Raw genomic sequence first — 25,849 nt, forward strand, 5'->3', positions numbered from 1 at the left:
CTCAATGCGGGACTTCTGCCAGGTCCAGGATGAGGTCGCGAACTGAGGACGCGCTCATGCGATCCATTCGCGAGGACGGGTCGCTGCACAGCAGGATCGGGCCGTCAAGCGGGTCGTCGGGTAGTCGGCCGTGCGTGCCCTTGACCCAAGCTCCGCTGGTCGGCACGACGTTCATGGCGTAGCGGAGGCCGAGCTTCTTGCGGGCGAGGCCGAGCGCGGCGCGCAGTTTCACGGTCCGATCGGCCGGGTCCAGGAACAGCTCGGCCGGGTCGTAGCCGGGTTTGCGGTGGATGTCGACGCCGCGCGCGAAGTCCGGGGCCCGCGCGTCGTCGAGCCAGTAGTAGTAGGTGAACCAGGCGCGCGGTTCGGCGACGAGGACCAGTTCGCCGGCGCGGTGGTGGTCGATTCCGAAGTCGTGTTGCGCTGCCCGATCCAGCACCAGGTCGACTCCGGGCAGGTCTTGGCAGAGCTTGCGCACGGGCGCCAGATCGGCCGGGTTCTGGACGTAGAGGTGCGCGACCTGGTGGTCGGCGACCGCGAAAGCGCGGGACGTCCACGGGTCCAGGTATTCCATGCCGTGCTGGGTGTAGACCTCCAGCAGGCCCGCTTCGCGGAGCGCGCGGTTGATGTCGACGGGGTGTGCGGCGTGGGTGATGCCGTATTCGCTCACCACGACGACCGTTGCGCCCTGCTCCCGCGCGTCGTCGAGCAGCGGTGTCACGGCGCGGTCGACGTCGCGCACGGCCGCGAGCGCCTGGGGGCTGTCGGGTCCGTGTCGCTGCAGGTCGTAGTCGAGGTGCGGGACGTAGGCCAGGGTGAGGTCGGCTTCGGGCAGCAGCTGTCGGGAGGCCGCGACGATCCACTCGGTGGAGCGCAACGACGCGGTCGGGCCCCAGTAGTGGAACAGGGGGAACGCGCCTAGCGCCTGCGTCAGCTCGTCGTGCAGTTCCGGGGGCCACGTGTAGCAGTCCGGGGACTTGCGGCCGTCGGCGTGGTAGACGGGCCTCGGGGTGATGGTCCAGTCGGTGCTGGCTCCCATCGCGTACCACCAGCACACGTTGGCGGCGCGGAAGTCGGGGCGGGCTCGGCGGGCCGTCTCCCACACCTTCTCGCCGGTGACGAGCCGGTTGTGCTGGCGCCACAGGTGGACCTCGCCGAGATCGCGGAAGTACCAGCCGTTGCCGACGGCGCCGTGCTCGCGCGGGAGCAGTCCGGTGAGCATGGTGGACTGCACGGAGCACGTGACCGCGGGAAGCACGGTCTCCAGGGGTGCCTGCCAGCCCTGTTCTGCGAGCGCGCGCAGGCGGGGGGCGTGCTGGAGCAGGCGCGGTGTCAGTCCCACCACGTCGAGGAGCAGGATCTTGTTCACGATGGCTCCAATCCGGCGCGTCGCATCGCCTGGGCGACCCAGCGCAGTTCGGCTGCCAGGCCGGCTACCAGCTCGGCGTCGCCGCGCGGCCGCTGGTGTTCCGGCAGCACCGACCAGGTGTAGGTCTCCATCTCGACGTGGTCGGTGAGTGCGATGCGGCCGCCGAGCAGAGTGCGCAGGGTGTGGTCGAGCTCCTGTTGGGTGGAGGTCAGGGGCGGCTCGGGTTGGCGGTGGATCGGCACGTGGAAGTGGACCCGCCACGGCCCGTCGCCGCGCAGGCGGTGATCGCCGTGCAACGCCTCCGGTAGATCGTCGAGCGCGGCGATCCCGGAGGTTCCGCGCTCACGGATCTGGTGCAGGAAGCGCTCTTCGGCATAGCACGCCAGCGCCTTCCGGGTGGCCTCATCGGCGGGGGAGGAGGCGTGCAACGCCGCGGAGGCTTGAGCTTTCACGATCGGGATGCCGGCCTCGGTGAGGCGGCGCACGGAGTCAGCGGCGTCCTCGAACCCCACCGCGAGGTGGCAGGCGTCCAAGCACAGTCCGATGTGGTCGGTGTTCACCTCGCCGAGCAGGTCGATCGCGTCGTCGGTCGTTTCGACGACGCACCCGGGTTCCGGTTCGAGACCGACGCGGATGTGCTTGCCGGTTTCCTCGGCCAGCTCAGCGAGCCCCTCGCTGAGTCGGCGCATCGACTCGATGGCGCGTCGTCGTTGCTCCGGCGACCACGGTTCCCGCCACGCGACCGGCAGCGTGGAGATGCTCCCGGAAGTGGCATCGGCGGGCAACAGCCGTGCCAGCACGCGTGCGCAGTGGAGCGTGTAGGCAGGTCGGCGCTCATCCGTCCAGTCCGGTTGGTAGACGGCGCCTTTGACCGCAGCTTCGTGAAAACCTCGGTACGGGAATGCGTTGAGGGTGACGACTTCGAGACCGTGGCCCGCCAGTGCCTCCCGCAGCCGGTTGAGATCGGGGTGGCCGACCAGGTGCGCGGCCAGCGGTGCGGGAAGCCAGAGCCCGACCCCGAGCCGATCGACGCCGAGTTCGGCGCGGATGCCGCCCCCGAAGATTCGCAGTTGGCGCAGCAACCCTTCCAGGTCCTCGGCGGGGTGGACGTTGGTGCAGTAGGCGAGGTGGATCCGGGTGCCGTCGCGGTGGGTGAATCGCATGCCTGAGACCCCCTGTGGCTCATTGCGGGCGTTGTCCGCGCAGCACCGAGTTGCCCTCGAAGGTCGCCGTCTGGTCCGTCTCGACCGGGTCGAGCAGCAACCGGCCGCTCTGGGCGTAGAACTCGACCGGGTTGCGCCACAGGACGCGGTCGACGTCCTCCTCGGTGAACCCGGCGTCGAGCATGGCTCGGCCGGTCGTGGCCGTCTTGAGCGGGTCGCTGCGTCCCCAGTCCGCCGCGGAGTTGACGATCATCCGGTCCAGGCCGTGCTCGGCGAAGATCCGGACCATGCGGTGTTCGTCCATCTTGGTGTCGGGGTAGATGGAGAACCCCAGCCAACAACCGGTGTCGGCCACGAGCTCGACGGTGACTTCGTTGAGGTGGTCGATGAGCACCCGCTCGGGTGGTGTGCCGGAGGCGGCGACCAGATCGAGGCTTCGCCGGGTTCCTTCCGCCTTGTCGCGATGCGGGGTGTGGACCAGCACCGGCAGGTCGTGCTCGGCCGCCAGTTCGAGCTGGCGGGCGAAGACCTTCTCCTCGTCCGAGGTCATCGAGTCGAACCCGACCTCACCCACGGCGACCACGCCGTCCTTGGCGAGGTAGCGGGGGAGGGCCTCGAGCACCTCGCGGCAGCGCGGATCGTTGGCCTCCTTCGGGTTGAGCGCGATCGTGCAGTGGTGGCGGATGCCGAACTGCGCCGCTCGGAACCGCTCCCAGCCCACCAGGCTGTCGAAGTAGTCGTAGAACGACGCCGCACTGGTGCGGGGCTGACCGCCCCAGAACGCCGGTTCGGTGACCGCGCGAACGCCTGCGGCGTACATGGCTTGGTAGTCGTCGGTGGTGCGCGAGCTCATGTGGATGTGCGGATCGAAGATGCGCATCATTCCTCCTCGTCCTGGTCTCCGGCGGTGTCCGGTTGCAGCAGGCGGTGCGCGTCCTGCGGCACGGATCGTCCGGCAGCGAGTCGTTCGGCGATGTAGGCGCGCACCATGCGCGCCAGCTCGGCGTCGGCCCGCTCGGCGACGCCGACGACCGCGTCCAGCGGCACGCCGGTGAACACGCACTTGAGGACGCCGTGGCGCCAGGCGTGGTCGTCGAGGTACCGCGCCGCGTACGTGCCCAGTGCTGCAGCGATCAGGCGGGAGTCGTTGCTGCGCAACGCGTCGTGGACCAGCGGGAGCAGCGCGTCGCCGAGATCGAGGTGATCGAGCGCCCGCAGCACCGCGCGCTTCTCCTCGGCGTCGCCGTGCCGGTACAGCGCGGTGATCTCCACCGCGAGCTCGGAGGGGTCGAAGCGCCGCTCGGCAGCCCGCAGCAAGGCGATTCGGACCCCGTCCTCGAGGCGAGGTGTGATCAGCCCGTCGGGGTCGGCCGGGTCGACGGGGCCGCGGGCGATCGTCCTGGCAGCGGCGGGGAACAGCACGGCGAGCCGGGGTGGGTTCGTCGTGACCTCGTCGACCAGTTCGGCCAACCGCGCTCGGGCGGTCGCGCCGAGCACGTCCTGCGCTGAACTCATCCGGTCGCCTCCGTCGCGGTCGTGCGAGCTCGATCGGCCGCGATGCGCAGCGCTTCCAGCGAGCGCGCGGCGACTGCGGGCGCGGCGTGGGAGTGGCGGGGGAGCTCGACGCTGACCAGTCCGCGGTAGTCGACGTCGAGGAGCGCGCCGAGGGTGGCCGGGAGGTCGACGTCGCCGTCTCCGAACTCCAGGTGTTCGTGCACGCCGGGACGCATGTCATCGGCCTGCACGTTGCCGAGGAGGTGGCCCACCTGGTGCACGCAGTCCTGCGGCGGCGCCGGTTCGTTGCACACGCAGTGCCCGATGTCGAGGGTCACCGCGAGGCGGGACGGGTGGCCGAGCCTGCGGCGCAGTTCCGCGACACCGGCGAGCGCGTCCACGAACATGCCTGGTTCGGGTTCGAACGCGCATCGCACGTCGCGTCGTTCCGCCTCGTCGAGCACTTCGGTGACCCCGCTGGTGAGCCGGTCCCAGCCCTGCTGCGCGGACACCCCCTCGGGCAGCGTGCCGGACCAGAACGACACCGCTTCCGCGCCCAGCTCCTCGGCGATCCGGACCGCGCGCCGGAGGTACTCGGTGCGCTTGTCCCGGTCGGTGTCGGAGACCAGCGTCGGTTCGTGCTTGTGCCAGGGGTTCATGACGTAGCGGGCGCCGGTTTCGACCACGACGTCCAGTCCTCGTGACTCGAGCCGACGGCGGACGGCGTCGGTGCGCGTGGCGAGGTCGGGTGCGAACGGGTCCAGGTGCGGTTGGTCGAGCGTGAGCGCGACTCCGTGGTAACCGAGATCCGCCAGCACCGCCACGACGTCTTCGAAGCGGTGTCCTGCGAATCCGTTGGTGCCGTAGCCGAATCGCAGGCTCATGTCGGCGACACCACCTTCGACGCCAAGCGAGCCAGCGGACCGGCGCTGAGCAGTGCACCGGCGACGCCGAGCGCGCCGGTGCCGGCCACGAGCGCCGCTTGCAGTCCGATGACGCCGCGCACCCCGACGCCGGTCGCGGCGCGGACGGTGTCCGCATCCGGGTGACGCGCGGCTCGGGCCTGGGCCCCACCGACCGTCACGGCGTATCCGGCAGCGCACGCGATGCCGGCGGCGTTCGCGCGGCCGGAAGAGCCGGGTAGCAGTGCGGCCGATGCCGCGGCGGCGGAGGTGGTCGCCAGCGCCGCCCAACCCGCTCGTGGCGAACCGCCGTGGACCTCTCCGCGGCTCAGCCAGGTGACCCCGAGGGTGTGCGCGGCGACCGCGCAGGCGGGGAGGGCGGCTCGCCGGTGCCCTCCGGATCCGAGCAGGACGTCGAACCCGCGGGCCAGTGCCATGACGACCGGCCCGGCGTGGGTCTGCTTGGCCGCGAGGTCGTAGGCCCAGGCCGCGGCGGCCACCGGCACGGCGGCCCGCAGAGCGGTGCGGCCGCCTGCGGCCCCGGCGATCCCCAAACCGGCTGCGGTCAGTCCGGTGGCGAGGGCCAGAGCGGTGCGGGGCCGGACCCGGCCGGACGGGATCGGTCGTTCGGGACGTTCCCGCGCGTCCAGTTCCCGGTCGGCGTAGTCGTTGAGCGCCATGCCAGCGAGGTAGAAGCAGCAGGAGGTCACCGGCATGGCCCAGCTGCGCTTGCCGTGCGGCCAGCCCGCCGCCGCAGCCCCGACGAGGCTGTCGCCGGGAGCGGTGAGCACGGCGGGCAAGCGAACCAGCTCGGCGAGATCCCGGGCCCTCATCGCTGCTCCCCGGAGCCGAACTGGCCGCACCAGTCGAGCAGCGCGCGCCATTGACCGGCCAGGTCGTGCGGGGCGTCCCCGGCGGGATCTTTGAAGAAGAAGCCGAGCGCCTCGACGGCGCCGACGGCGCCCGCTCGGTGAGCCCGCGCCATCAGCCTGGCCAAGTCGAGCACCAACGGCGCCGCGAGTGCCGAGTCGCACCCCTGCCAGGTGAACTGCATCGACATCTTGGTCCCGAGGAATCCGTCGAAGGACACGAGGTCCCAGGCCGTCTTCCAGTCGCCGAGGTCGGGGAGGTAGTCGATGTGCATCGGACCGTCGACCGGATGCCCGAGAATGGATCCCAATCCCTTGTTCTTGGAGCGGGTCTTGCTCTCCGCTGTGACCGGGTCGGCGAGGGACTGACCGTCCCCACCACCGAGCAGGTTGTACGACGCCCAGGAGCGGACCCGCAGCGCGCGGGTGGCGAACATCGGCGCCAGCGCCGATTTGATCAGCGTCTCGCCGGTCTTGCCGTCCGTGCCGGCCCACGGCAGCTGCGTGCGCCGCGCGAGCTGGTCGATCGCGGGCAATCGCGGCCCGGGGCTCGGGGTGAACGCGACGAACGGGCATCCGGCGCGCAGTGCCGCGTAGGCGTAGACGCCGCTGGCAGGCAGCGGCGACTCGCCCGCCGCCAGCGCTCGATCCAGTGCGTCCAGATCGCGGTGCTCCGGCGTGAGCTCCAGCGGCGGTTCGGTGGTGGACACGTCGATCACGATCACCCGGTCGAGCCCGTGCGCGGCGCGGAAACCGGCCACGTCGCGGCTGACCTGCTCGATCGCGTCGCGCTGGAAGCCTGCGTTGGAGGTGATGCCCGGGCGGATCCGGGCGTCGACCTCCACCAGTCCGCTGTGCACCGCCCGGGCCAGCTCGTGACCGAAAACCCCTCCGGCGGCGAGAGCCTCGGCGCGCTTGGGCAGCGCGTCGCCGACGATGTCGTGGCCGCTGATGAGCAGATCGTCCACTCCCGGCGGTGCCGCCCCCGCCACCTCGGGGAGGTCGGCGACACAACCCGTGCGCGGGGCCACCCCTGCTGCCATGGCGAGCGCGCCCACGGTGGCCGTCGTCGCCACCGAGCCGCGCGCGCCGATGAACCACAGTCCGGTCCTAGGTGCCATCTTTCCCGTGCCTCCCTCGGTGTTGCGGGACGGTGCGGGCCCCGGATGCGGTCGGAACGGCGAGCGCATCCGGGGCAGGTGCTGATCAGCTCGTCGGCTGCAGCACGACCTCGTGCTCACCGGTCAGCGACGGCAGTCCGTCGACGCCCGGGTCGGTGTAGGTCGCCTGGAACACCCCGCGCAAGTTGTCGGTCGCGGGGTCGTGGCCTTCGGGCACCGTGGTCTGGATCGACCCGGAGCAACCGGAGGCGGTCGTCTGCGGGTGTCCGTGATCGTCGTGCCCGAGGATGTAGGTCACTTCGACCTTCGAGCAGTCGACGGGCTGATCGTCGGTCACCGCCACCTCGTAGTTGATGACGTCGCCGAAGGAGAACTGCTGCCCGTCGACCGGCGTGACGAACTGGACCGTCGGCGCGACGTTGCCGACCACGACGTTGACCTCGGCCAGGCCCGTCTTGCCGGTGTTCGGCCCGCCGGTGTCGGTCACCCGCAGCATCGCGGTGTAGACGCCGTTGTCGGTGTAGGTGTGCGTCGGGTTCGGTTCCCGCGAGTCGACCGTGCCGTTGGAGTCGAAGTCCCACTCGTAGATCAAGCGGTCGCCGTCGGCGTCGCCGGTGCCCTCGCTGGAGAACGACACCGTCAGGGGCGCTTGCCCGTTGGTCGCGCTGGCCGAGGCCTTGGCTTCGGGGCTGTGGTTGCCGCCGGGTCCGATGTAGTCGATCCGGGACAGCGCCGCCTCGGGGTTCTCGCCGAAGTAGCCCTTGCCGTAGTCGAGCACGTACAGCGCCCCGTCGGGGCCGAACTCCATGTCGATCGGGCCGGACAGCGGGATCGAGGGAAGCACGTTCTCGATGCCGGTGAGCGCTCCCGAGTCGTCCAAGCGGAAGCCCTTCATGTAGTCGCGGGTCCACTCGTAGAACAGCGGCATGCCGTCGTAGTGCTGCGGCCAGGCGATGGGCGCGCGGCCTCGACCGTCGTCGTAGTGGTAGACGGGGCCGGCCATCGGGCCGATGCCACCGGCTCCCAGCTCCGGGAACTGCTCGGACTGGCCGTAGCCGTACCACACCTGCGGCTGCTCGACCGGTGGTAGTTGCGTGAGCCCGGTGTTGTTCGGAGACTCGTTCACCGGGGCGGCGCAGTCGAACGGTGCGCCGGACGTGCCGGTGGCGAAGTCGTAGTCGACGTAGGGGAGTTCGGCGGTCGCGCAGTAGGGCCAGCCGTAGTTGCCCGCCTCGCGGGCGGCGAACCACTTGCCGGTGCCGGCAGGGCCGCGGTTCGGATCGGCGTGGTCGGCGTCGGGCGAGTAGTCGGCCACGTAGAGCTCGTTGGTCATCCGGTTGACCTCGATGCGGAACGGGTTCCGCAAGCCCATCAGGTAGATCTCCGGACGCGTGCTCGGTGTGCCCGGTGCGAACAGGTTCCCGTTCGGGATGGTGTAGGAGCCGTTCTCCTCCACCTTGATCCGCAGCACCTTGCCGCGCAGGTCGTTGGTGTTGGCCGACGAGCGCTGCGCGTCGAAGGCGGGGTTGCGTCCCGCCCGCTCGTCGATCGGCGCGTAGCCGCCGGAGGCGAACGGGTTGGTGTCGTCACCGGTGGACAGGTAGAGGTTGCCGTCGCCGTCGAAGACGATGTCTCCGCCGACGTGGCAGCACAGCCCTCGGTCCACGCCGACGTCGAGGATCTTCTGCTCGGTGGAGAGGTCGAGCTGGTCGCCGTTGAGCTGGAAGCGCGACAGCTGCAGGGCGCCCTCGAAGGGCGCGAACTGCTCGGGCGTGCCCGACTCCGGCGCATCGCCCTCGTTGATGTCCGGTGTGGACGGATCGTCGGTCGGCGTGTTCAACGGCGGGGAGTAGTACAGGTAGACCCACCGGTTCGTGGTGCCGTTGAAGCCGGGATCCACCGCGACGCTCTGCAGACCTTCCTCGTCGTGCTCGTAGACGTCCAGCGTGGCCGCCACGGTGTTGCGGCCGGTGTCCGGGTGGTGCATCCGGACCTCGCCCTGGCGGGTGGTGTGCAGCACCCTGCCGTCGGGGAGAACGGCGAGGTCGATCGGTTCGCCGGGGTGGTCGTTGAGGACGACCTTCTGGAATTCCTCGTCCGGCGGTGGGCCTTCGGCGGCCACCGCAGGTGCGCTCATCAAGGCGGTGGTCACTGCGGCCACCGCCGCCAGTAACGGGACACGTCGCATGGCAACCTCTCATCGGTTCGCTGATCGTGCGGGTCGGAACGCGGCCGTGCTGGTCCCGCCGCCGAAGGGAGTTCGTCGGCGGAACGGCCTGTCCGGAGAAGTGGGGGAGTGCGTCGGTCAGATGCTCAGCGCGCGCAGGTAGCGGTAGCCGATGTCGGCGGTCTGCTGCGGGGTGACGTCGGGGGTGTCGTTCTCCACGATGTACTCCAGCACCGCGTGGGCCCGGAAGATCCGGGCGAAGTCGATGTGCCCGGTGCCGAGGTCGGCCATGTCGCCGTCCTCCGGGTGGCGGTCCTTGACGTGGTACTGCAGCACCGGTTGCGGCGCGGACCGGATGACGTCGATGGCGAAGCCCTCGGGATCGCCCGCCCCTCGGCCGCTTTCGATGCCACCGCGCACGGCCCAGTACAGGTCGAGTTCGAGGTGCACCAGCGCCGGGTCCAGTTCGGAGGTCAGCACCTGCCACGGCGTCACGCCGCCCAGATCGGTGGTGAACTCGTGGGCGTGGTTGTGGTAGCCGTAGCGCAGCCCGGCCGACCGGGCGACCTCCGCTTCGTGGTTCATCTGCTCGGCCCACCGCTTCCAGTCGTCCCGGTTGGGCGAATCCAGGTACGGCACGACGAGGAACGACTGGCCGAGGGCGCGGGCGTTGTCGATCTTGGTCTGCAACGCCTGGTCGCCGTCGGAGAGCCCGTCGTGGCTCGAGGTCGCCGAGATGCCGATGCTGTCGTAGAAGGCCCGCAATTCGGCGGCGGTGCGGCCGAAGTAGCCGAGCGCCTGCTCGACCTTGGGATAGCCGGTCCGGGCGAGGGCGCGCAGGGACTCGTCGAAACCCGGGTCACCCTGGAGCGCTGCGCGCATGGTCCACAGCTGGATGCTGATCTGCCCAGGCGGCACCAGCGGCGCGCCGGCCGGTCGTGGTGTTGCGTGGGCTGCCGGGGCCGCGCCCGCTGCGAGCAGGGCGGCGCCGAGCGTGCCGGCGGTGCGCAGCGCGCCGCGCCGGGTGAGTCGTGTGGCACGCAGGGATTGGGCTAACGCTGCTTCACCGTTGAAACCGAAACACATCGTCTTGCACTCCTTCGTTCTACTGCTGGGGAGAACTGAAGGCCGCGTCGAATGCCGCGTCCGGTGGGTCGAAGAGCTGATCGCGCACGAAGCTCAGCGCTTCCGGCGCGCCGCGCAGGCGGTCCATGCCCGCGTCCTCCCACTCGATGGAGATGGGGCCCTCGTAGCCGATCGAGTTGAGCACGCGGAAGCACGCCTCCCAGGGCACGTCACCGCGCCCGGTGGACACGAAGTCCCAGCCGCGTCTGGGGTCGGCCCAGGGCAGGTGCGATCCCAGCCTGCCGTTGCGGCCGTTGCCGAGGTTGCGCTTGGTGTCCTTGCAGTCGACGTGGTAGATCCGGTCGGCGAAGTCGACGAGGAAACCCACCGGATCGACGTCCTGCCAGATCATGTGGCTCGGGTCCCAGTTCAGGCCGAAGCTCTCCTGGTGCCCGATGGCTTCGAGGGTGCGCACGGTCGACCAGTAGTCGTAGGCGATCTCCGAGGGGTGCACCTCGAGGGCGAACCGCACGCCTTCGGCGTCGAAGACGTCCATGATCGGGTTCCACCGGTCGGCGAAGTCCTGGTAGCCGGCCTCGACCAGTTCGGCGGGCACCGGCGGGAACATCGCGACGTACTTCCAGATGGCCGATCCGGTGAAGCCGACGACCGTGCGCACGCCGAGCTTGGCGGCGACCCGCGCGGTGTGCTTCATCTCCTCGGCGGCGCGCTGCCGCACGCCTTCCGGATCGCCGTCGCCCCACACCCGGTCGGACAGGATGGCGCGGTGGCGGGCGTCGATCGGATCATCGCAGACCGCCTGCCCTGTGAGGTGGTTGGAGATCGCCCACACGCCGAGTCCGTACCGGTCGAGGACGTCCACGCGCGACTGGAGGTAGGCCTCGTCCTCCACGGCGCGCCAGACGTCGAGGTGATCACCCCAGCAGGCGATCTCCAGGCCGTCGTAGCCCCACTCCGAGGCGAGTCGGGCCACCTCCTCGAACGGCAGGTCCGCCCATTGCCCGGTGAAGAGCGTGACCGAACGTCCCATCTGCTCACTCCTCGTCGTCGATGGTTCTCAGCACGGCGCTCGGTCGCGGGCGACGCGGATGCCGCCGAGGACGTGGCGCACGAAACCGGGTTCGGAGTACGACTCGTCGGTGTGGCCACCACCGGTGTAGAAGGCGCGACCGGCGTCCACCTCGTGGCACCAGGCGATGGGGTGATCTCCGCCCATGGCGGTGTCGCCGGGGTCGTAGGTGCGCTCGTCCAGCGCGGCCAGGACGTGCACGTCGGGACGCGGGCTGGCGCCGTAGTTGTACCACTCGTCGGTGCGCTCCCAGCGGTTCGGCAGGTGCGCGGTGGAATCGTTGCGGTGGTCCTCGACGCGAACCGTGGCGGGCTGGATGTGCGGGTGGCCGGCGAAGTACGCGCCGACGAGTTCGCCGTAGAACGGCCAGTCGTACTCGGTGTCGGCGGCGGCGTGCACGCCGACGTAGCCGCCGCCGGAGCGGATGTAGCGCTCGAAGGCGTCCTGCTGCGGCTGATCGAGGACGTCGCCGGTGGTGGACAACCACACGACCGCGTCGTAGCGGGCCAGTTCCCGGTCGGTGAACCGCGCGGAGTCCTCCGTGGACTCGACGTGGAACCCGTTCTGCCGCCCCAGTTCCTGGATCGAGGCTATCCCGGACTCGATGGAGGCGTGCCGATAACCGGCGGTCTCGGAGAACACCAGCACGCTCGGCTGGTCGGCGGGTTGCGGCGCCGCCGACCAGGCGGGGACGGCGATCGTTCCGGTCAGAAGGGTTCCCAGAAGGGCGAGTGCGGTGGTTCGCATGTCCCACTCCTCTCGATTCAGGAGGCGAACCCGACGTCGAGGTACTGGTCGACGTTGTCCCGGGTCACCACGGCCGAATAGGTCGTCACCGAACGCGGGACCTCGTGCTCGGCCAGGTCGGACACGCCGCGTGCTTGCGCGAGAAGTCGTGCCAGCGAGATCGCCGAGGAGCACATCGACGGGCTGTAGAGCACGGTCGCGCGCATCACGCCGTTTCCCGCCTTGATCCGGTCCATCATCTGACGCGATCCCGCGCCGCCGACCATGAAGAACTCCTCGCGCCCGGCGGCCTCGACCGCCGACACCACCCCGATGCCCTGGTCGTCGTCGTGGTTCCACACGGCGTCCAGGTGCGAGGCGGCCTGCAGCAGGTTGGTGGCCTGTCGTTCACCGGTTTCGGCGGTGAACTCGGCGGCCACCCGGCGCGTGACCTTCAAGCCGTGCCGGGCCAGCCCGTCGCGGAAGCCCGCGCTGCGCTCCTGCGTGAGCGGTAGCGAATCGGTGCCCGCGATCTCGGCGATGATCGGGTTGGCCACGTCGGCCTTCCGCAGCTCGGTGGCGATGTAGTCGGCGGCGTTGACGCCCATGCCGTAGTTGTCGCCACCGATCCACACCCGGTAGGCGTCGGGCGAGTCGAAGACGCGGTCCACGTTGACCACCGGGATCCCCGCGCGCGTGGCGCGCAGGGCCACGTCGGTCATCGCCTTGCCGTCGGCGGGCAGCACCACGAGCACGTCGACCTTGGCGTTGATCAGCGTCTCGACCTGGGCGATCTGCTGACTGACGTCCGAACCGCCCTCGGTGGGGCGGAAGGTCACGTCCGGCAACTTCTCGGCCTGGGCGCGGGCGTAGGTGGTCATCGCCGCCATCCAGCCGTGATCGGCGGCCGGCGCCGAGAACCCGATCGTCACGTGCTTTCCGGGGGAGGCGTTGTCACCGCCCGCGGCAACGGCGGCCTGGTTCTCCTGCTGCGGTGGGGTGTTGGCCAGGCAACCGGTCAGCACTGCGGACGCGCCGATCGCCGTTGAGCCGAACAGGAGTCTTCGGCGGGAGGTTTCGGGAACGGACATGGTTGCTCCTCGACGGTGAGGTGGGTGGTGCATGTCAGGGGGTGCCGGCTCGGCGCCGGGATCGCGCTTGGACCAGCACGGCGAGCACGATGATCGCTCCCTTGGCGATGTTCTGGATGTCGGTTTCCAAGTTGTTGAGGGTGAAGACGTTGCTGAGCGTCGTGAAGATGAGCACGCCCAGGAGAGTTCCGCCCATGCTGCCGCGTCCGCCGGAGAGCAGGGTGCCGCCGATGACCACGGCGGCGATCGCGTCGAGCTCGTAGAACAGCCCGTTGGTCGAGGCACCGGAGGTCGTTCGGGCCACCACCATGAGTGCGGCGATGCCGCAGCACAGACCGGCGAGCGCGAACACCAGGGCGGTGTGCCTGCGGACGTTGATCCCGGCCAGCCTGGCCGCCTCGGCGTTGCCGCCGACGGCGAGCGTGCGACGGCCGAACGTGGTGCGGTTGAGCAGGATCCAGCCCGCGACGAACACGATCGCGAAGATCCAGACGAGCACCGGCACGCCCAGCAGGTGCCCCTTGAACAGCGCCCCGAAGCCGGGAGCGTCGACGACCTGGGTCTGCCGTCCGCTGATGCGTTCGGCCAGGCCGCGCGCAGAGGCCATCATCGCCAGCGTGGCGATGAACGGCACCACTCGCCCGTAGGCGATCAGCAGCCCGTTCACCAGGCCGCAGCCGGCGCCCACCAGCAACGCGCACAGGACCATCACGCCGGCGCCGAAGGACTGGGTCGCCCACGTCGTCATCCACACGCTGGACAGCGCCACGATCGAACCGACCGACAGGTCGATGCCGCCGGCCGAGATGACGAAGGTCATGCCCACGCTGACCACGCCGATCGCGGCGGCCAGGCGCAAGATCGTGGAGATGTTGCCCTCCGTGAGGAAGGCGTCCGGCCTGGTCGCGTAGCCGACCACGCACAGCGCGATGAGCACGAAGAACAGCGCGGTCAAGCGGATGTCCGCGCGCGACCACCAACGGCCGAGCTTCGACGCCGCGGTCGTGGTCGGGGCGGTGAGGGTGCGTTCGCTCATCTCGACGGTGCCTCCATGACCAGGTCGAGCACGTGGGACTCGGTGATCTCATGAGCCGCGGCGGTGTGCACCACGGCGCCGTCGCGCAGCACCAGCACGCGGTCGGCCAGTGCCAGCACCTCCGGGATGTCGCTGGAGACCACCACGATCGCCAGCCCGTCGGCGGCGAGCTGCCGGATGAGCGCGTAGATCTCCGCCCTCGCGCCGACGTCAACGCCTCGGGTGGGTTCGTCGAGCAGGAGAACGCGGCACCCGCGCAGGACCCATCGTCCGATCACGGCTTTCTGCTGGTTTCCGCCGGAGAACGTGGCGATGAGCCGGGTGGGGTCGGCCGGGTGGAGCTGGAGGCGGGTGGCCACCTCGGTGGTACCGGCGTGCTCGGCGTTCCGGCGGGTGAATCCCCACCTGCTGTGCCGGGCCAACGACGCCAGCGTCACGTTCGCCGCCAGCGCCATCTGGGGGAGCAGCGCTTGGCTCTTGCGTTCTTCCGGGGTCAGGCCGATACCGGCGGAGACCGCTGCGCTGATGCTGCCGGTGCGAACCGGGCGGCCGTCGACCTGGACATCACCGGAGTCGGGCACGCGGGCTCCGAAGATCGTCTCCAGCACTTCGCTGCGACCGCAGCCGACCAGCCCGGCCAAGCCGACGATCTCGCCGGCGTGCGCGGTGAAGGACACGTCGTCGAACTCGCCTCGCCGCCGCAGTCCCCGCACTTCCAGCACCGGGCGATCGGTGGCGGTGCTGCCTTCGGCCTCGACCTCGGGAGGTTCCCCTCCCGTCATGAGCGCCACCAGCTCGTTGGTCGAGGTCTCGGCGACCGGCAGACCCACGGAGACCGTGCGTCCGTCCTTCAGAACGGTGACCCGGTCGGCGATGCGCCGGATCTCGTCCATGCGGTGGGAGATGTAGACGACGGCGACACCATCAGAGGTCAGTTCCCCGATGATCCGGAACAGGTTGTCGACCTCGCCCGCGGACAGCGCTGCGGTGGGCTCGTCCATGATGATCAGCTTCGCCCGATGTCCCAGAGCGCGGGCCATCGACACCAGCTGCCGTGCCGCCGCCGACAACTCGCCCACGGGTTCGTCGGGGTCGATCTCCGGATGCCCCAACCTCGCCATCAGCTCCGCGGCCGCGCGCCGGATCTTGCCGCGCTGGGTGAAGCCCGCCGTGGCCGGTTCGTGACCGAGGAAGATGTTCTCCGCCACGCTCAAGCCGGGCACGAGGTCGAGTTCCTGGTACATCGCGGCGATTCCGCGCCGCAGCGCCGCGGCCGGTGAGCCGAGCTCCACGGTCGCACCACGCCACCCGATCGAGCCGCCGTCGGGAGCATGGGCCCCGGACAGCACCTTGATCAACGTGGATTTCCCCGCACCGTTCTGCCCGAGCAGGCAGTGCACCTCGCCGGAACGGACGTGCAGGTCGACGCCGTCGAGCGCGCGCACACCCGGGAAGACCTTGACGATGCCGGACATCACCAGCAGGTCGGTGTTCTCGGTCATCTGTCCTCCTGCGTGACGGGAGTCCACCGGCTGTGCTGCGCGGCGCTGCGCTGCACGGCGTCGAGCACCCGCTGAACCTGCAATCCCGCGGCGAAGTCCGGGCTCGGTGTCGACCGTTCGGCCACCGCGGTGATGAAATCGCGCAATTCGTGGACGAAGGTGTGCTCGTAGCCGAGCACGTGTCCCGGCGGGTACCACGCCTCCAGGTAGGGGTGCTCGGGTTCGGTGGCCAGGATGCGCCGGAAACCGGCTACCTCCGCGGGTTCGGTGCCGTCGTAGAAGGCCAGCTCGTTCATGGACTCGAAGTCGAAGGCGAGACTTCCCTCGGTCCCGTTCACCTCGATGCGCAGGCCGTTCTTGTTGCCGGTGGCGTAGCGGGTCGCTTCGAAGGTGCCCAGGGCGCCTTCGCGGAACCGGGCGGTGAACAGCGCGGCGTCGTCGACGGTCACCGCACCGGTGCGTGCCGGGTCCTCGGGCAGCGGCCGCTCGCCGACGAAGGTCTCCACCGAGCCCGACACCGCGACGATCTCGTCGCCCGCGAGGTGCTGGGCGAGATCGACGACGTGCGCACCCAGGTCGCCGAGTGCTCCCGAGCCGGCGCGTTCGGCGCGCAACCGCCAGCTCAGCGGAGCCTCGGGATCGACCAGCCAGTCCTGCAGGTAGTTCGCCCGGACCTGCCTGATCCGGCCGAGGCGCCCCTGCTGCACCAGCGACCGGGCCAGGGCCAGCGCAGGGACTCGCCGGTAGTTGAAGCCCACCATGGCCAGGATCCCGTTGCGCCGGGCGCAGTCGGCGGCCTCGGCCATCGTCTCGGCCTCGGCGACCGAGTTGGCCAGCGGTTTCTCGCACAGCACGTGCTTGCCCGCCTCCAAAGCGCCGATGGCGATCTCGGCGTGGCTGTCGCCAGGGGTGCAGATGTCGACGATGTGCACGTCGTCGCGCATCAGCACCGATCTCCAGTCGTCGCTGCACTCCTGCCAGCCCAGCCGTGCCGCGGCCGATCCTGCGGCGTCCTTGCGGCGCCCGCAGAGCACGACTCGTTCCGGCCGTGCAGGAAGGTCGAAGACCCGTCCCACGGTGCGCCAGGCCTGGGAGTGGACCGCGCCCATGAACGCGTGGCCCACCAGTGCGACTCCGAGTGTGTTCATCCGTCCTCCTGGGTCAAGGGGCCGCGACGCGGACGTCCGCCGAGCGAAAGGGGTTTCACGACTCCGGAGAAACGCCGAGAACGTGATCGCTGATCATCGCGGCGGCACCGGTGATTCCGGCGCTGTCACCGAGTTCGGACAGCACGATCGGGAGGCTGCTGGTGGCCAGCGGGGTCGAGCGCCGGTACAGCTCGCTGCGCACTTCGGCCAGCAGCACGTGTCCGAGCTTCGACACGCCGCCGCCGACGACGATCATCGCGGGGTTGCAGAAGTTCACCAGGCCGGACAGGACACGTCCGAGTCGACGTCCGCCGTCGCGGACCAGTCCGAGCGCTTGGGGATCCCCGGCGCGCATGGCGACTCCCACGTCCTGGGCGGTGAGGACCTCACGGTCGACGAGGAGGTCTCGCAGTCCGGGCGATTCTCCGCCTCGGGCGAGCGCGGTGGCGTCGCGCGAGAGCGCCGCTCCGCTGAAACAGGCTTCGAGGCAACCGGTTCGGCCGCACCGGCACACGGGTCCGGTGTCGTGCAACGCGATGTGCCCGATGTCTCCGGCGCTGCCGTTGCTGCCGCGCAACACGCGGTGTCCGGTGATGATGCCGCAGCCGATGCCCGTTCCGATCTTGACGAAGAGGAAGTCGGCGACGGATTGGGCGAGACCGCTGTACATCTCGCCCACGGCCATGAGGTTGACGTCGTTGTCGACCAGGACGGGGCAATCGAACTGCTGCATGACGTGCTCGCGGACCGGGAAGCGGTCCCAGCCGGGCATGATCGGCGGGGAGACGGTGTACCCGTCGCGGAAGCTGACCGGTCCCGGCACGCCGACGCCGATGCCGTCGAGCCTCGGCAGATGCCCACCTGCGCGCAACTTCCCGATCATCTCCACGGCACGGGCCAGGATCGGCTCCGGCCCGGCTTCGATGTCGATGACCTCGCTGGTCTGCGCGACGATGTCGAGCTGGCCGTCGATCACGCCGACGTCGAGCGATGTCGCACCGATGTCCACTCCGACGAACCGCAGCTGTCCGGAGAGCTGCACCAGTCCTGACCTGCGACCGCCTCGTGACTCGGCCTTGCCGGCCCGTTCGACGAACCCGATCTCCTCCAGCCGGGCCAACTCCTGCCCGATCTTGGAGCGCGACAGCGACAGCTGCGCGGCCAACTCGACGGCCGCCTGCGGCCCGTTGTGCCGCAACGATGTGAGAACCCTGGCTTGGTGAGCGTTTTCCGGTTGCACCGGCTACTCCACTTCTTGCACAGAGCGAATGAAGTTCGTCACAGAGTAGGTTAAATGCCGCATTTGCGGTCAAGGGAGAAGCAACGTTGTCACCCCAACGGCCGCATCGCGGTCGTCGAACCTTCCGAAGTGCCGAATGGTCCTGCGGGGCAAGGGAAGGCGAGAGGCTGCCGAAACTGTTTCGGTCGCAGCGGAAACCGGTCCGACCTGGGTGGACGTCCCGAGCTGACCCCGGAGTGCGCGCGCAGCGGCGAGCCCGCGAGTGCTAACCGATGCCGCTGAACGCAGCAACGGGCACATCGGCCGGACGGCGCTGTTGCGACTGCTCCATCCGCGCCCGACCGGCACGAGGCCGTCCGGATGGTCGCGCGGTGCGCCCGGGGGCTCCGTGCCGTCCCGCAGCCGGTGCGGTCATGCGCTGAGGTCGTCGGGGTCGGCGGGGCGGTGTGCGCGGGGGAGCGTTTCGAGCACGAGGCGGTAGGAGTCGGTCACGAGCTCGTCGACGAGTTCCTCGCTGATCGAGTCTCCGGGCCCGAGGGTGATCCAGTGCTTCTTGTTCATGTGGTAGCCGGTGGTGATGTCCGCGTGGGCCTCGCGGAGAGCTGTCGCGTCGTTCGGCTCCGCCTTGACGATGACGACCGGTTGCCCGGCTACCGCTCGTGCGTCCCGTGCGCGGGGGTGCTGTGGAACGCGGGTCATGAGCATGAACCACTTGGTGTGCACCCTCGCGGCCTGCCATCCCTCTTCGAAGGTGTAGAGAGTGGCGCCGGGCAGGTTCTGCGCTCGCTGCCGAGCCGCTTCCTGCAAGGCTTCGCCGTTCATCGTCGTGCTCCTCGTCAAGCCGGGCACCCGCGCGGGTCGTCACTCGTGGCCCGCTTCTCAGGAGAGCAGGGCGTGCGCTTCCCGCGCTCACGGCCGCTCCACAGCTCCCTCTGCGTGTTCGCTGTGAGAACCACCAGGCACGCTAACCCCGTCCGCAGCTCCGGCGCCACCGAACGCGCTCGGCTCCGCGGCGGGAGCGCGAGTGGGTGTGTCGAAGTGCTGGCAGGAGCGTCGCGCCCGATGTCCCGGGTTTCGGTGCCGCAGGTCATTGCTGACGAGACCGCAGTTGTCGATGTTGTGGGATCCGTTGGGGAATCCGCCGCCAGCAGCGCTCCGCCCTCCGCCATGTCGGTCGACGTCACTCCGGAGTCGACTCCCCGTCGGTGTCCTGGCCGACAGGGAGAACGCGACCTGGCGAATCACGCGGTTGTGCGGCGGAAATCCACAGCACGGGCGCTACCGCTACTTCATCGCCAACGTGAGGATCTGTGTGGTCTGGTCGGGCGAGAAGTTGTCGTCGCTGATCAAGACCAAGCTGCGGCGGCCGTCGGGCAGACGTGGTCCCCAGGTCATTCCCTCGATGTTGTCGATCGTGCTCGGGGCCAGATCGGCGAGATCGATCAGCAGTTCCTTGCGGGCCGGTTGGACGGCGGTGCTGGTCAGGGACTCGACGTGTTGCACGTCGGTGGCGGCGCGGGTGTCAACTCGGTAGATCCGGATCGAATTGCCGACTCCGCTGACGAATGCGCGTTCCAGCACCAGGTACTGGTCGCCATGGTCAGCCAGGACCGCGGTCGCGCCGTTGTTGGCGTGGCCACCGGTCGGGGAGGCGGCGAACACCGGGTCGAGCGGGTAGGCGTGCTGGGCGAGTACGGACCCGGTCCGGGACTGCGTGGTGAGTCGGGACAGCGCGCCGTGCTCGGTGGTCGGCGACTCGCCGTCCTGCAGCAGCGGTCCTTCCATGGCGGTGACCACCTCGGTGCCGCCGGCTGCGAAGGTCAGGCCTTCCAGGGCCTCGTTCCGCTTGGGTCCGGTCGTTGGCGCCATGCGCAGGTTGGCTGGTAGCGGGAGGTCGTGGGTGAAGCTGCCGTCGGTATCGGCACTGCGGATCGACGGGTCGATCAGCTGCTCACCGCGATCCCCTTCGCTGGTCCACCAGAAGCCCTGGGCCAGGGGGTCCCAGCGGATGTCTTCGGGATCGACCGATCCCGCCGGGTAGGTCGTGCCGTCCGGGCGCAGCAGCGGGCGGGTGCCGGTCAGCTCGAACCGGGTGCCGTCGAAGTCAGCGGTGTAGTACCGCGCAGGGTGCTGTTCCGAACGATCATCACTGATCACCACCCATTGGCCGGTTCTCGGGTCGTAGTCCAGGCCGGACAGGCCACCTACCGTCGTGCCGTTGAACTGCATGGCGTGGGGCAGCGTCGTTTCGCCGACCAACTCCACCTGTCCGTCGTCCGCAGCGGCTGGCTGTGCAGCCACCAGCAAACTCGTGGCGAGCAACACGCCCGGAGCGCACGTCTTCATCATGCGGATAGCGCATAGGATCACGGTGGCCGGCAAGTGGCGTCCAGGTGGAGGAAGGTTGTCTCGGTCCTGGCGGTTGAGGTGATCGCCTGATCACGATGGCACGCCTGAGCATCCCGAAGATACGGTGTGTAGACGCTGCTGATGCACTCTCCAGGTGTTGCGGAGAACGGACCGGAAGGGTGGGTTCTGCGGGTGTCGCCGTCAGGCGTCCGCTGCGTCGCGACCGGGAATCGGCTGCGGGTCACCGGCTTTCCCGCGGCTGTCCGCTGGAACGAGCTGGCGGAGCAGTTCCAGGGCGTCTGCGGAACGGGATGCGTCTTCGGTGGTGACCACGACGATGGACTGTTCCGGTGAGTGGTTGAGCTGGAGGCTCTGCTGGGTGATGGTGAGCTCGCCGACCAGCGGGTGGTGCACCCGGAAGGAGTCGCCTTCGCAGGGCTTGACGCGGTGGTCGCCCCACATCGCGACGAACTCCGGGCACTTCACGGACAGCTCGCCGACCAGCGAGGCCAGCACTGCGTCGTCGGGGTGCTTGCCCGCCCTCAGCCGGAGGCTGGCCACCAGTCCGCGTGCTTTGCGGTCCCGGTCCACGTAGAGCTCGCGGGTGTGCGGGTCCAGGAACAGCATGCGGACCAGGTTCGGGCGATCGCCCGGTCGCTCGGGTGCCATCGGGTCGATGTGCCCGGCCAGCAGCGCATGTCCCAGGGGGTTCCACGCCAGCACGTCGGTGCGCCGCCCGACGACCAGCGCGGGCACACCGTCCAGCGACCGCAGCAGCTCGCGGGTGAGCCCGTTGACGCGCTCGACCGGTGGGCGCTTGCGCTGGCGCGGGCGCGGGGCCGCGAGTTCGCGCAGGTGAGCGCGCTCGTGGTCGTCCAGGCGCAGCGCGGTGGCCAGCGCGTCGAGCACGCCGTCGGAGGCGTTGACCGCGTGGTTCTGCTCGAGCCTCGTGTAGTACGAGACGCTGACGCCTGCCAGCTGGGCGAGTTCCTCGCGCCGCAGTCCGGACACTCGGCGGCGTCCGAGCGGGGTGATCAGCCCGACGTCGTCGGGTCGCAGGCGAGCCCGCCGGGATCGCAGGAACTCGCCGAGGTGTCCAGACCTGCTCATGTCCCCACCATGCCCTCGACGCCGACGAAGAGCCTGACCCTGTCAGTGGTAGGCACGGCCGGGGCTGGTTCACCGGTCGCTCCGACGCGCAGATTTGGGCAAGACCCCCATCGAGACGTCCTGGAGCAACCATGCGAGAGATCGCGCTGGGTGATGTCACGATCACCCGAGTCGTCGAGTACTACGGATCGGTCGAGATGTCGCCTGGCGACTTCTTCCCCGACGTGCCGGAGCAGAGCTGGCGGGCCCACGAGCCGTGGCTGGCCCCGGACTTCATCGATCCCGCCGCGAACGTGTGCGTGTGCGCGGTCCAGACCTGGCTGCTGCGCAGCGGGGGAAAGACGATCCTGGTCGACACCGGTGTCGGCAACCACAAGCAGCGGCCGAACGCGCCGGTGTGGCACGGCCTCGAGACCGACTTCCTCGGCAACCTCGCGCGCGCCGGGGTCCAGCCCGAGGACGTCGACCTGGTGGTCAACACCCACCTGCACGTCGACCACGTCGGCTGGAACACCCGGCTGCAGGACGGCAACTGGGTGCCCACCTTCCCCAACGCCACCTACCTGGTGCCGCGCGCGGACTTCGACTTCTGGAACCCCGCCGACGGTCACGACCCCGCACTGGGCGGCGGCAGCGAGAACGTCTTCGCCGACAGCGTCGCCCCGGTGTTCCAAGCCGGGCTGACCCTGCTGTGGGAGGACGAGCACGTCATCGATGACGACCTGCGCCTGCTCCCCGCACCGGGGCACACCCCCGGGTCCTGCGTGCTGAGCGTGGAGTCCGGCACCGACCGCGCGCTGCTGGTCGGAGACCTGCTGCACACCGCTGCGCAGTTCGTCGAGCCCGACGCCAACAGCTGCTTCTGCGAAGACCCGGTCGCGGCCCGGTCCACCCGCCGCCGGCTGCTGAGCCAGGCCGCCGACACCAACACCCTGGTGCTGCCCGCGCACCTCGGCGGCCACGGCGGCGCCGAAGTCGTGCGCGACGGCGAGAAGTTCGCCATCAAGGCGTGGGCACCGTTCGACCGGATCTGACAGGAGCACCCGATGCCTGATCTCACCGTGACCACCACCGGGGGAGCGGTCCGCGGCAGCACCAGCGGCGGTGTGCGGCGCTTCCTGGACATCCCGTACGCCGCGCCGCCGCGCCGCACCGGCCGGTTCGCAGCTCCGGAACCGCATCGCGGCTGGCCGGGTGTTCGCGACGCCACTCGGCCCGGGCCCACCGCGCCGCAACCGCGCCGGGACGGGTTCGCCACCCTGGACATGTCGCCGTTCTTCGGGCCCGGCTGGGTGCGCGGCGAGGACTACCTCACGGTCAACGCCTGGTCACCGCAGCACGCTGAGCGCCGCCCGGTGATGGTGTTCGTGCACGGCGGCGGGTTCGTCTCCGGCTCGAACCGCTCACCGCTGTACGACGGCACCGCCTTCGCCCGCGATGGTGTGGTCCTGGTGACGCTCAACTACCGGCTGGGAATCCCGGGGTTCCTGGACGTGCCCGGGGCCCCGCGCAATCGGGGATCGCTCGATGTCCTCGCCGCTTTGCGGTGGGTGCAGGACAACGCCGAGGCCTTCGGGGGTGACCCCGGCAACGTCACGGTGGTCGGCCAGTCCGCCGGTGCCACGCTCGTCGCGGCGCTGCTGGCCACCGACGGGGCCACCGGGTTGTTCCGCCGCGCGATCGTGCAGAGCGGCAGCGGGACCGGTGCGTTCTCGCCGAACCAGGCTGCGGTGGTGACCCGCGCAGCGGCCTCCGCGCTCGGCGTCGAACCGACGGCGGCGGGCTTCAGCGCCGTCGCCGATGAGCGGCTCGTCGAGGTCATGCCCGGGCTCACCGGCCTGGACCTGCAAGCAGAGGGCGAGTTCGACCCGCTGCTCGGTCTCACCCCGTTCGACGTGGTGCTGGAGCGCCAGCCGGCCGAGAGCGACCTGGCCGAGGTGGACCTGCTGGTGGGCTCCAACGCCGAGGAGGGCAACCTCTACCTCGCTCCGCAGGGCGGTCTGGGGACGTCGACCGCCGAGGACGTGCGGGATCTGGCCGCACGCGTGCACCGAGATCCGGACGCGCTCATCGCGGCCTACCGGGCGCAGCGCCCGGGTGCCGGCCACGGGCGGCTGCGGGCCGCGATCCTCGGCGACGCCATGTTCACCGCCGGCGGTCGCACGCTGGCCGAAGCCCACGGCAACGCGCACGTCTACGAGTTCGCCTGGCGTTCGACGGCCGTGGGTGGCCGGCTCGGCGCGGCGCATGCGGTCGAGCTCCCGTTCGTCTTCGACCTGCTCGACCTCCCGATGGTGCGCGGCCCGCAGGCGCTGCTGGGTGCGGGTGAACCGCCGGCGGAGTTGGCGAAGGAGATGCACGGGGCTTGGGTGTCGTTCGCGACCACCGGCGACCCCGGCTGGCCGCGGTTCGGCGCGCAGCGCATGCTCCGACGCTTCGACGCCCTGTCGGAGACCACCACCGCCCGCGACCTGTCGATGTGGTGACCCGGCGGCGAAACCGTGCGCCCCGCAGACGAGCGGAGCGCACGGGGCGCCTACGTGGCGAATCCGCTCTCCGCGATTTGTCAGTGTGGCCGGGTGGCCGGCTGATTGGTGAGTGTGCGGGTGATCCCGCGGGCGGCGGCGAGGAGTGCGGGGATGCCTGCTTGGGCGTGGTCGTCGTTGGGGACGATGATCGACAGGCTGGCGACGACTTCGTTGAGCGTGGTGCGGATGGGAACGGCGATGCCTGTCGCGTCTTCGTGGACGTGTCCGGGGAGAAGGGCGTACCCGTGCCGGCGCACGGCTGCCCACGCGCGGTCGAGCCGATCCGGGGTGGTGATCGTCGCGGCGGTGTAGCGGGGCATGGGTTGTTGCAGCACGCGCTCTCGAGCCTCGAGTGGCGCGTGGGCGAGGAGCACGTGCCCGCTGGAGGAGGCGTGCACGGGGAGTCGCCCGGCGATCTGCGAGTAGTTGACCACGGCGTCGCGGGCGGAGAGGCGTTCGACGAACAGGACGTCGTGGCCGTCGAGCACGCTGAGTTGGGCGTGGTGGCCGACGACCGCGTGCAGGTCCTCCAGGTAGGGCATCGCCGCGTCGCGCAGCGACGAGACGGGGGACGCCCGGGAGGCGAGTTCCCACAGCCGGACACCGATCCGGACGTCCCGGTCGGGCCCGCGGGCGAGCAGGCCGTGCGTGGTGAGTTCGGCGATGAGCCTGGAAGTGGTGGCGACGTGCAGTTCCGCGCGCTGCGCGATCTCGGTGACGGTCAGAGATGTCTCGTCGGCGGTGAAGGCGGCGATGATCCGCGCGGCTCGGGCGATGGAGGACTCGCCGGTGGCGGTTCTCGGCATACGCCGGAGTGTCGTGGTTCACCGGGCGTCTTGTCCATTGAGAGTTCGTTTTGCGTTGATCCGGACATCGGCGACGGTCGTGGGGCACGTCGAGGAAGGATCAACGATGACCCTGATGAGTGCGCGGGACGTGGCCGGGTTGCGCGTCCAGAGCAAGAACGTGGCGGCCGAGGGTGTGGTGGTGGTCGAGTTGGCCGCCGCCGATGGCGGTCGGCTGAAGGACTGGACACCCGGTTCGCACATCGACTTGGTGTTGCCGAACGGGATGACCCGGCAGTACTCGCTGTGCGGGGATCGCTGGGATCCGCGGCGTTACCGGCTCGGGGTGTTGCGCGAGCCCTTCGGGCGCGGTGGCTCGGCCTACGTGCATGACGAGCTCGACGTCGGCGACCTGGTCGGCGTGGGTGGTCCGCGGAACAACTTCCCGCTGGTGCCCTCGCCGGAGTACCTGTTCGTCGCCGGTGGCATCGGGATCACCCCGTTGCTGCCGATGGTGCGCCAGGCTGAGCTGCTGGGGGCTCGGTGGCGGCTGCTCTACGGCGGGCGGACCCGTGCGGGGATGGCGTTCCTCGATGATCTCGACGCCTACGGCGACCGCGTCGAGGCTCGTCCGCAGGACGAGCACGGGCTCCTCGATCTTCCCGGATTCCTCGGTGATCCCCGGTCGGGGGTGAAGGTCTACGCTTGCGGCCCGACGCCGCTGCTGGACGCGATCGAGCGCGTCTGCGCGCAGTGGCCGCCGCACACGCTGCGCACCGAGCGGTTCGTCGGCGACGACTCCGCTGAACCCGCCCGCGCCGCGCCGTTCGAGGTCGAGCTCGCCCGCGCCGGCGTGAGCGTCACGGTGCCGACCGAGGCCAGCGTGCTCGACGTCCTCGCAGAGGCGGGCGTCGACGTTCTGTCGTCGTGCCGCCAGGGGACGTGCGGCACGTGTGAAACGACCGTGCTCGCGGGCCGCCCAGAACACCGAGACGCGATTCTGGAGGATCGCGAACGCGCTGCGGACGACTGCATGTTCGTCTGCGTCTCCCGTTCCTTGTCCGACCGGCTCGTCCTCGACCTGTGACCTGCGG

General features: G+C 70.0%; 22 protein-coding genes and 1 pseudogene. 3 read left to right on the plus strand and 20 right to left on the minus strand.

What is annotated here, in order from left to right; translation table 11 throughout:
* Position 1 precedes the first annotated feature (1 nt).
* The 19 genes and pseudogenes from E1202_RS09405 to E1202_RS09495 form a co-directional block, all read right to left on the minus strand.
* Entirely contained in the window at positions 2–1,369 is a 1,368-nt protein-coding gene (locus E1202_RS09405; protein ID WP_207918528.1) for an alkaline phosphatase family protein, read from the minus strand.
* Complete coding sequence (gene eboE / locus E1202_RS09410; protein ID WP_132682261.1) at positions 1,366–2,532, minus strand: metabolite traffic protein EboE; 1,167 nt, start codon at positions 2,530–2,532, stop codon at positions 1,366–1,368. Before eboE ends, E1202_RS09405 begins: the two co-directional genes overlap by 4 nt.
* Positions 2,533–2,551: 19 nt before the next feature.
* Complete coding sequence (locus tag E1202_RS09415; protein ID WP_132682263.1) at positions 2,552–3,412, minus strand: TatD family hydrolase; 861 nt, start codon at positions 3,410–3,412, stop codon at positions 2,552–2,554.
* The gene (locus E1202_RS32785) at positions 3,412–4,047 is read right to left on the minus strand and encodes an EboA domain-containing protein (protein WP_132682265.1); all 636 of its coding nucleotides are present in this window, start codon (positions 4,045–4,047) and stop codon (positions 3,412–3,414) included. The genes E1202_RS09415 and E1202_RS32785 overlap by 1 nt, the downstream gene beginning before the upstream one ends.
* Positions 4,044–4,910 (minus strand): sugar phosphate isomerase/epimerase family protein, encoded by an 867-nt coding sequence (locus tag E1202_RS32790; RefSeq protein WP_132682266.1) that lies wholly within the window; start codon positions 4,908–4,910, stop codon positions 4,044–4,046. The genes E1202_RS32785 and E1202_RS32790 overlap by 4 nt, the downstream gene beginning before the upstream one ends.
* Positions 4,907–5,761, minus strand: a complete 855-nt coding sequence (locus E1202_RS09430) for an SCO3242 family prenyltransferase (RefSeq protein WP_132682268.1) — start codon at positions 5,759–5,761, stop codon at positions 4,907–4,909. The genes E1202_RS32790 and E1202_RS09430 overlap by 4 nt, the downstream gene beginning before the upstream one ends.
* The gene (locus E1202_RS09435; protein WP_132682270.1) at positions 5,758–6,918 is read right to left on the minus strand and encodes an inositol-3-phosphate synthase; all 1,161 of its coding nucleotides are present in this window, start codon (positions 6,916–6,918) and stop codon (positions 5,758–5,760) included. Before E1202_RS09435 ends, E1202_RS09430 begins: the two co-directional genes overlap by 4 nt.
* Before the next feature lie 85 nt (positions 6,919–7,003).
* Positions 7,004–9,055 (minus strand): PQQ-dependent sugar dehydrogenase, encoded by a 2,052-nt coding sequence (locus E1202_RS09440; RefSeq protein WP_235877953.1) that lies wholly within the window; start codon positions 9,053–9,055, stop codon positions 7,004–7,006.
* Positions 9,056–9,223: 168 nt separating this feature from the next.
* Entirely contained in the window at positions 9,224–10,171 is a 948-nt protein-coding gene (locus E1202_RS09445) for a sugar phosphate isomerase/epimerase family protein (RefSeq protein ID WP_132682273.1), read from the minus strand.
* A 19-nt stretch (positions 10,172–10,190) separates the two neighbouring features.
* Positions 10,191–11,201, minus strand: a complete 1,011-nt coding sequence (locus E1202_RS09450; RefSeq protein ID WP_132682275.1) for a sugar phosphate isomerase/epimerase family protein — start codon at positions 11,199–11,201, stop codon at positions 10,191–10,193.
* Positions 11,202–11,249: 48 nt separating this feature from the next.
* Positions 11,250–11,987: pseudogene (locus E1202_RS09455) on the minus strand (ThuA domain-containing protein); the annotation flags it as partial.
* 17 nt (positions 11,988–12,004) lie between these two features.
* The gene (locus tag E1202_RS09460; protein ID WP_132682278.1) at positions 12,005–13,057 is read right to left on the minus strand and encodes a substrate-binding domain-containing protein; all 1,053 of its coding nucleotides are present in this window, start codon (positions 13,055–13,057) and stop codon (positions 12,005–12,007) included.
* A gap of 34 nt (positions 13,058–13,091) precedes the next feature.
* Positions 13,092–14,093, minus strand: a complete 1,002-nt coding sequence (locus E1202_RS09465) for an ABC transporter permease (protein ID WP_132682279.1) — start codon at positions 14,091–14,093, stop codon at positions 13,092–13,094.
* Positions 14,090–15,595: a sugar ABC transporter ATP-binding protein gene (locus tag E1202_RS09470; protein WP_132682281.1), complete on the minus strand. Its 1,506-nt coding sequence runs from the start codon at positions 15,593–15,595 to the stop codon at positions 14,090–14,092. Before E1202_RS09470 ends, E1202_RS09465 begins: the two co-directional genes overlap by 4 nt.
* Entirely contained in the window at positions 15,592–16,743 is a 1,152-nt protein-coding gene (locus E1202_RS09475; RefSeq protein WP_132682283.1) for a Gfo/Idh/MocA family protein, read from the minus strand. Before E1202_RS09475 ends, E1202_RS09470 begins: the two co-directional genes overlap by 4 nt.
* A 55-nt stretch (positions 16,744–16,798) precedes the next feature.
* Positions 16,799–17,983 carry an ROK family transcriptional regulator gene (locus E1202_RS09480; RefSeq protein WP_132682284.1) on the minus strand — a complete coding sequence of 395 codons (1,185 nt, stop codon included), beginning with the start codon at positions 17,981–17,983 and terminating at the stop codon, positions 16,799–16,801.
* A gap of 411 nt (positions 17,984–18,394) precedes the next feature.
* Positions 18,395–18,805, minus strand: a complete 411-nt coding sequence (locus E1202_RS09485; protein WP_132682286.1) for an MmcQ/YjbR family DNA-binding protein — start codon at positions 18,803–18,805, stop codon at positions 18,395–18,397.
* A gap of 462 nt (positions 18,806–19,267) precedes the next feature.
* Positions 19,268–20,284: an esterase-like activity of phytase family protein gene (locus E1202_RS09490; protein WP_328590966.1), complete on the minus strand. Its 1,017-nt coding sequence runs from the start codon at positions 20,282–20,284 to the stop codon at positions 19,268–19,270.
* A gap of 249 nt (positions 20,285–20,533) precedes the next feature.
* Complete coding sequence (locus E1202_RS09495; protein WP_132682289.1) at positions 20,534–21,442, minus strand: helix-turn-helix transcriptional regulator; 909 nt, start codon at positions 21,440–21,442, stop codon at positions 20,534–20,536.
* Positions 21,443–21,573: 131 nt separating this feature from the next.
* On the opposite strand from E1202_RS09495, the gene E1202_RS09500 reads away from it, so the two are divergent.
* The gene (locus E1202_RS09500; RefSeq protein ID WP_132682290.1) at positions 21,574–22,476 is read left to right on the plus strand and encodes an MBL fold metallo-hydrolase; all 903 of its coding nucleotides are present in this window, start codon (positions 21,574–21,576) and stop codon (positions 22,474–22,476) included.
* A 12-nt stretch (positions 22,477–22,488) separates the two neighbouring features.
* Positions 22,489–23,928 (plus strand): carboxylesterase/lipase family protein, encoded by a 1,440-nt coding sequence (locus tag E1202_RS09505; protein WP_132682292.1) that lies wholly within the window; start codon positions 22,489–22,491, stop codon positions 23,926–23,928.
* An 80-nt stretch (positions 23,929–24,008) separates the two neighbouring features.
* Here the strand turns inward: E1202_RS09505 and E1202_RS09510 are convergent, their stop codons facing one another.
* Positions 24,009–24,776 carry an IclR family transcriptional regulator gene (locus E1202_RS09510; RefSeq protein WP_132682294.1) on the minus strand — a complete coding sequence of 256 codons (768 nt, stop codon included), beginning with the start codon at positions 24,774–24,776 and terminating at the stop codon, positions 24,009–24,011.
* A gap of 106 nt (positions 24,777–24,882) precedes the next feature.
* Here E1202_RS09510 and E1202_RS09515 point away from each other — a divergent pair, with 106 nt between their 5' ends.
* Positions 24,883–25,842, plus strand: a complete 960-nt coding sequence (locus tag E1202_RS09515) for a PDR/VanB family oxidoreductase (protein ID WP_132682295.1) — start codon at positions 24,883–24,885, stop codon at positions 25,840–25,842.
* Positions 25,843–25,849 lie beyond the last annotated feature (7 nt).

It is taken from the genome of Saccharopolyspora karakumensis, assembly GCF_004349225.1.
Classification (GTDB): domain Bacteria; phylum Actinomycetota; class Actinomycetes; order Mycobacteriales; family Pseudonocardiaceae; genus Saccharopolyspora; species Saccharopolyspora endophytica.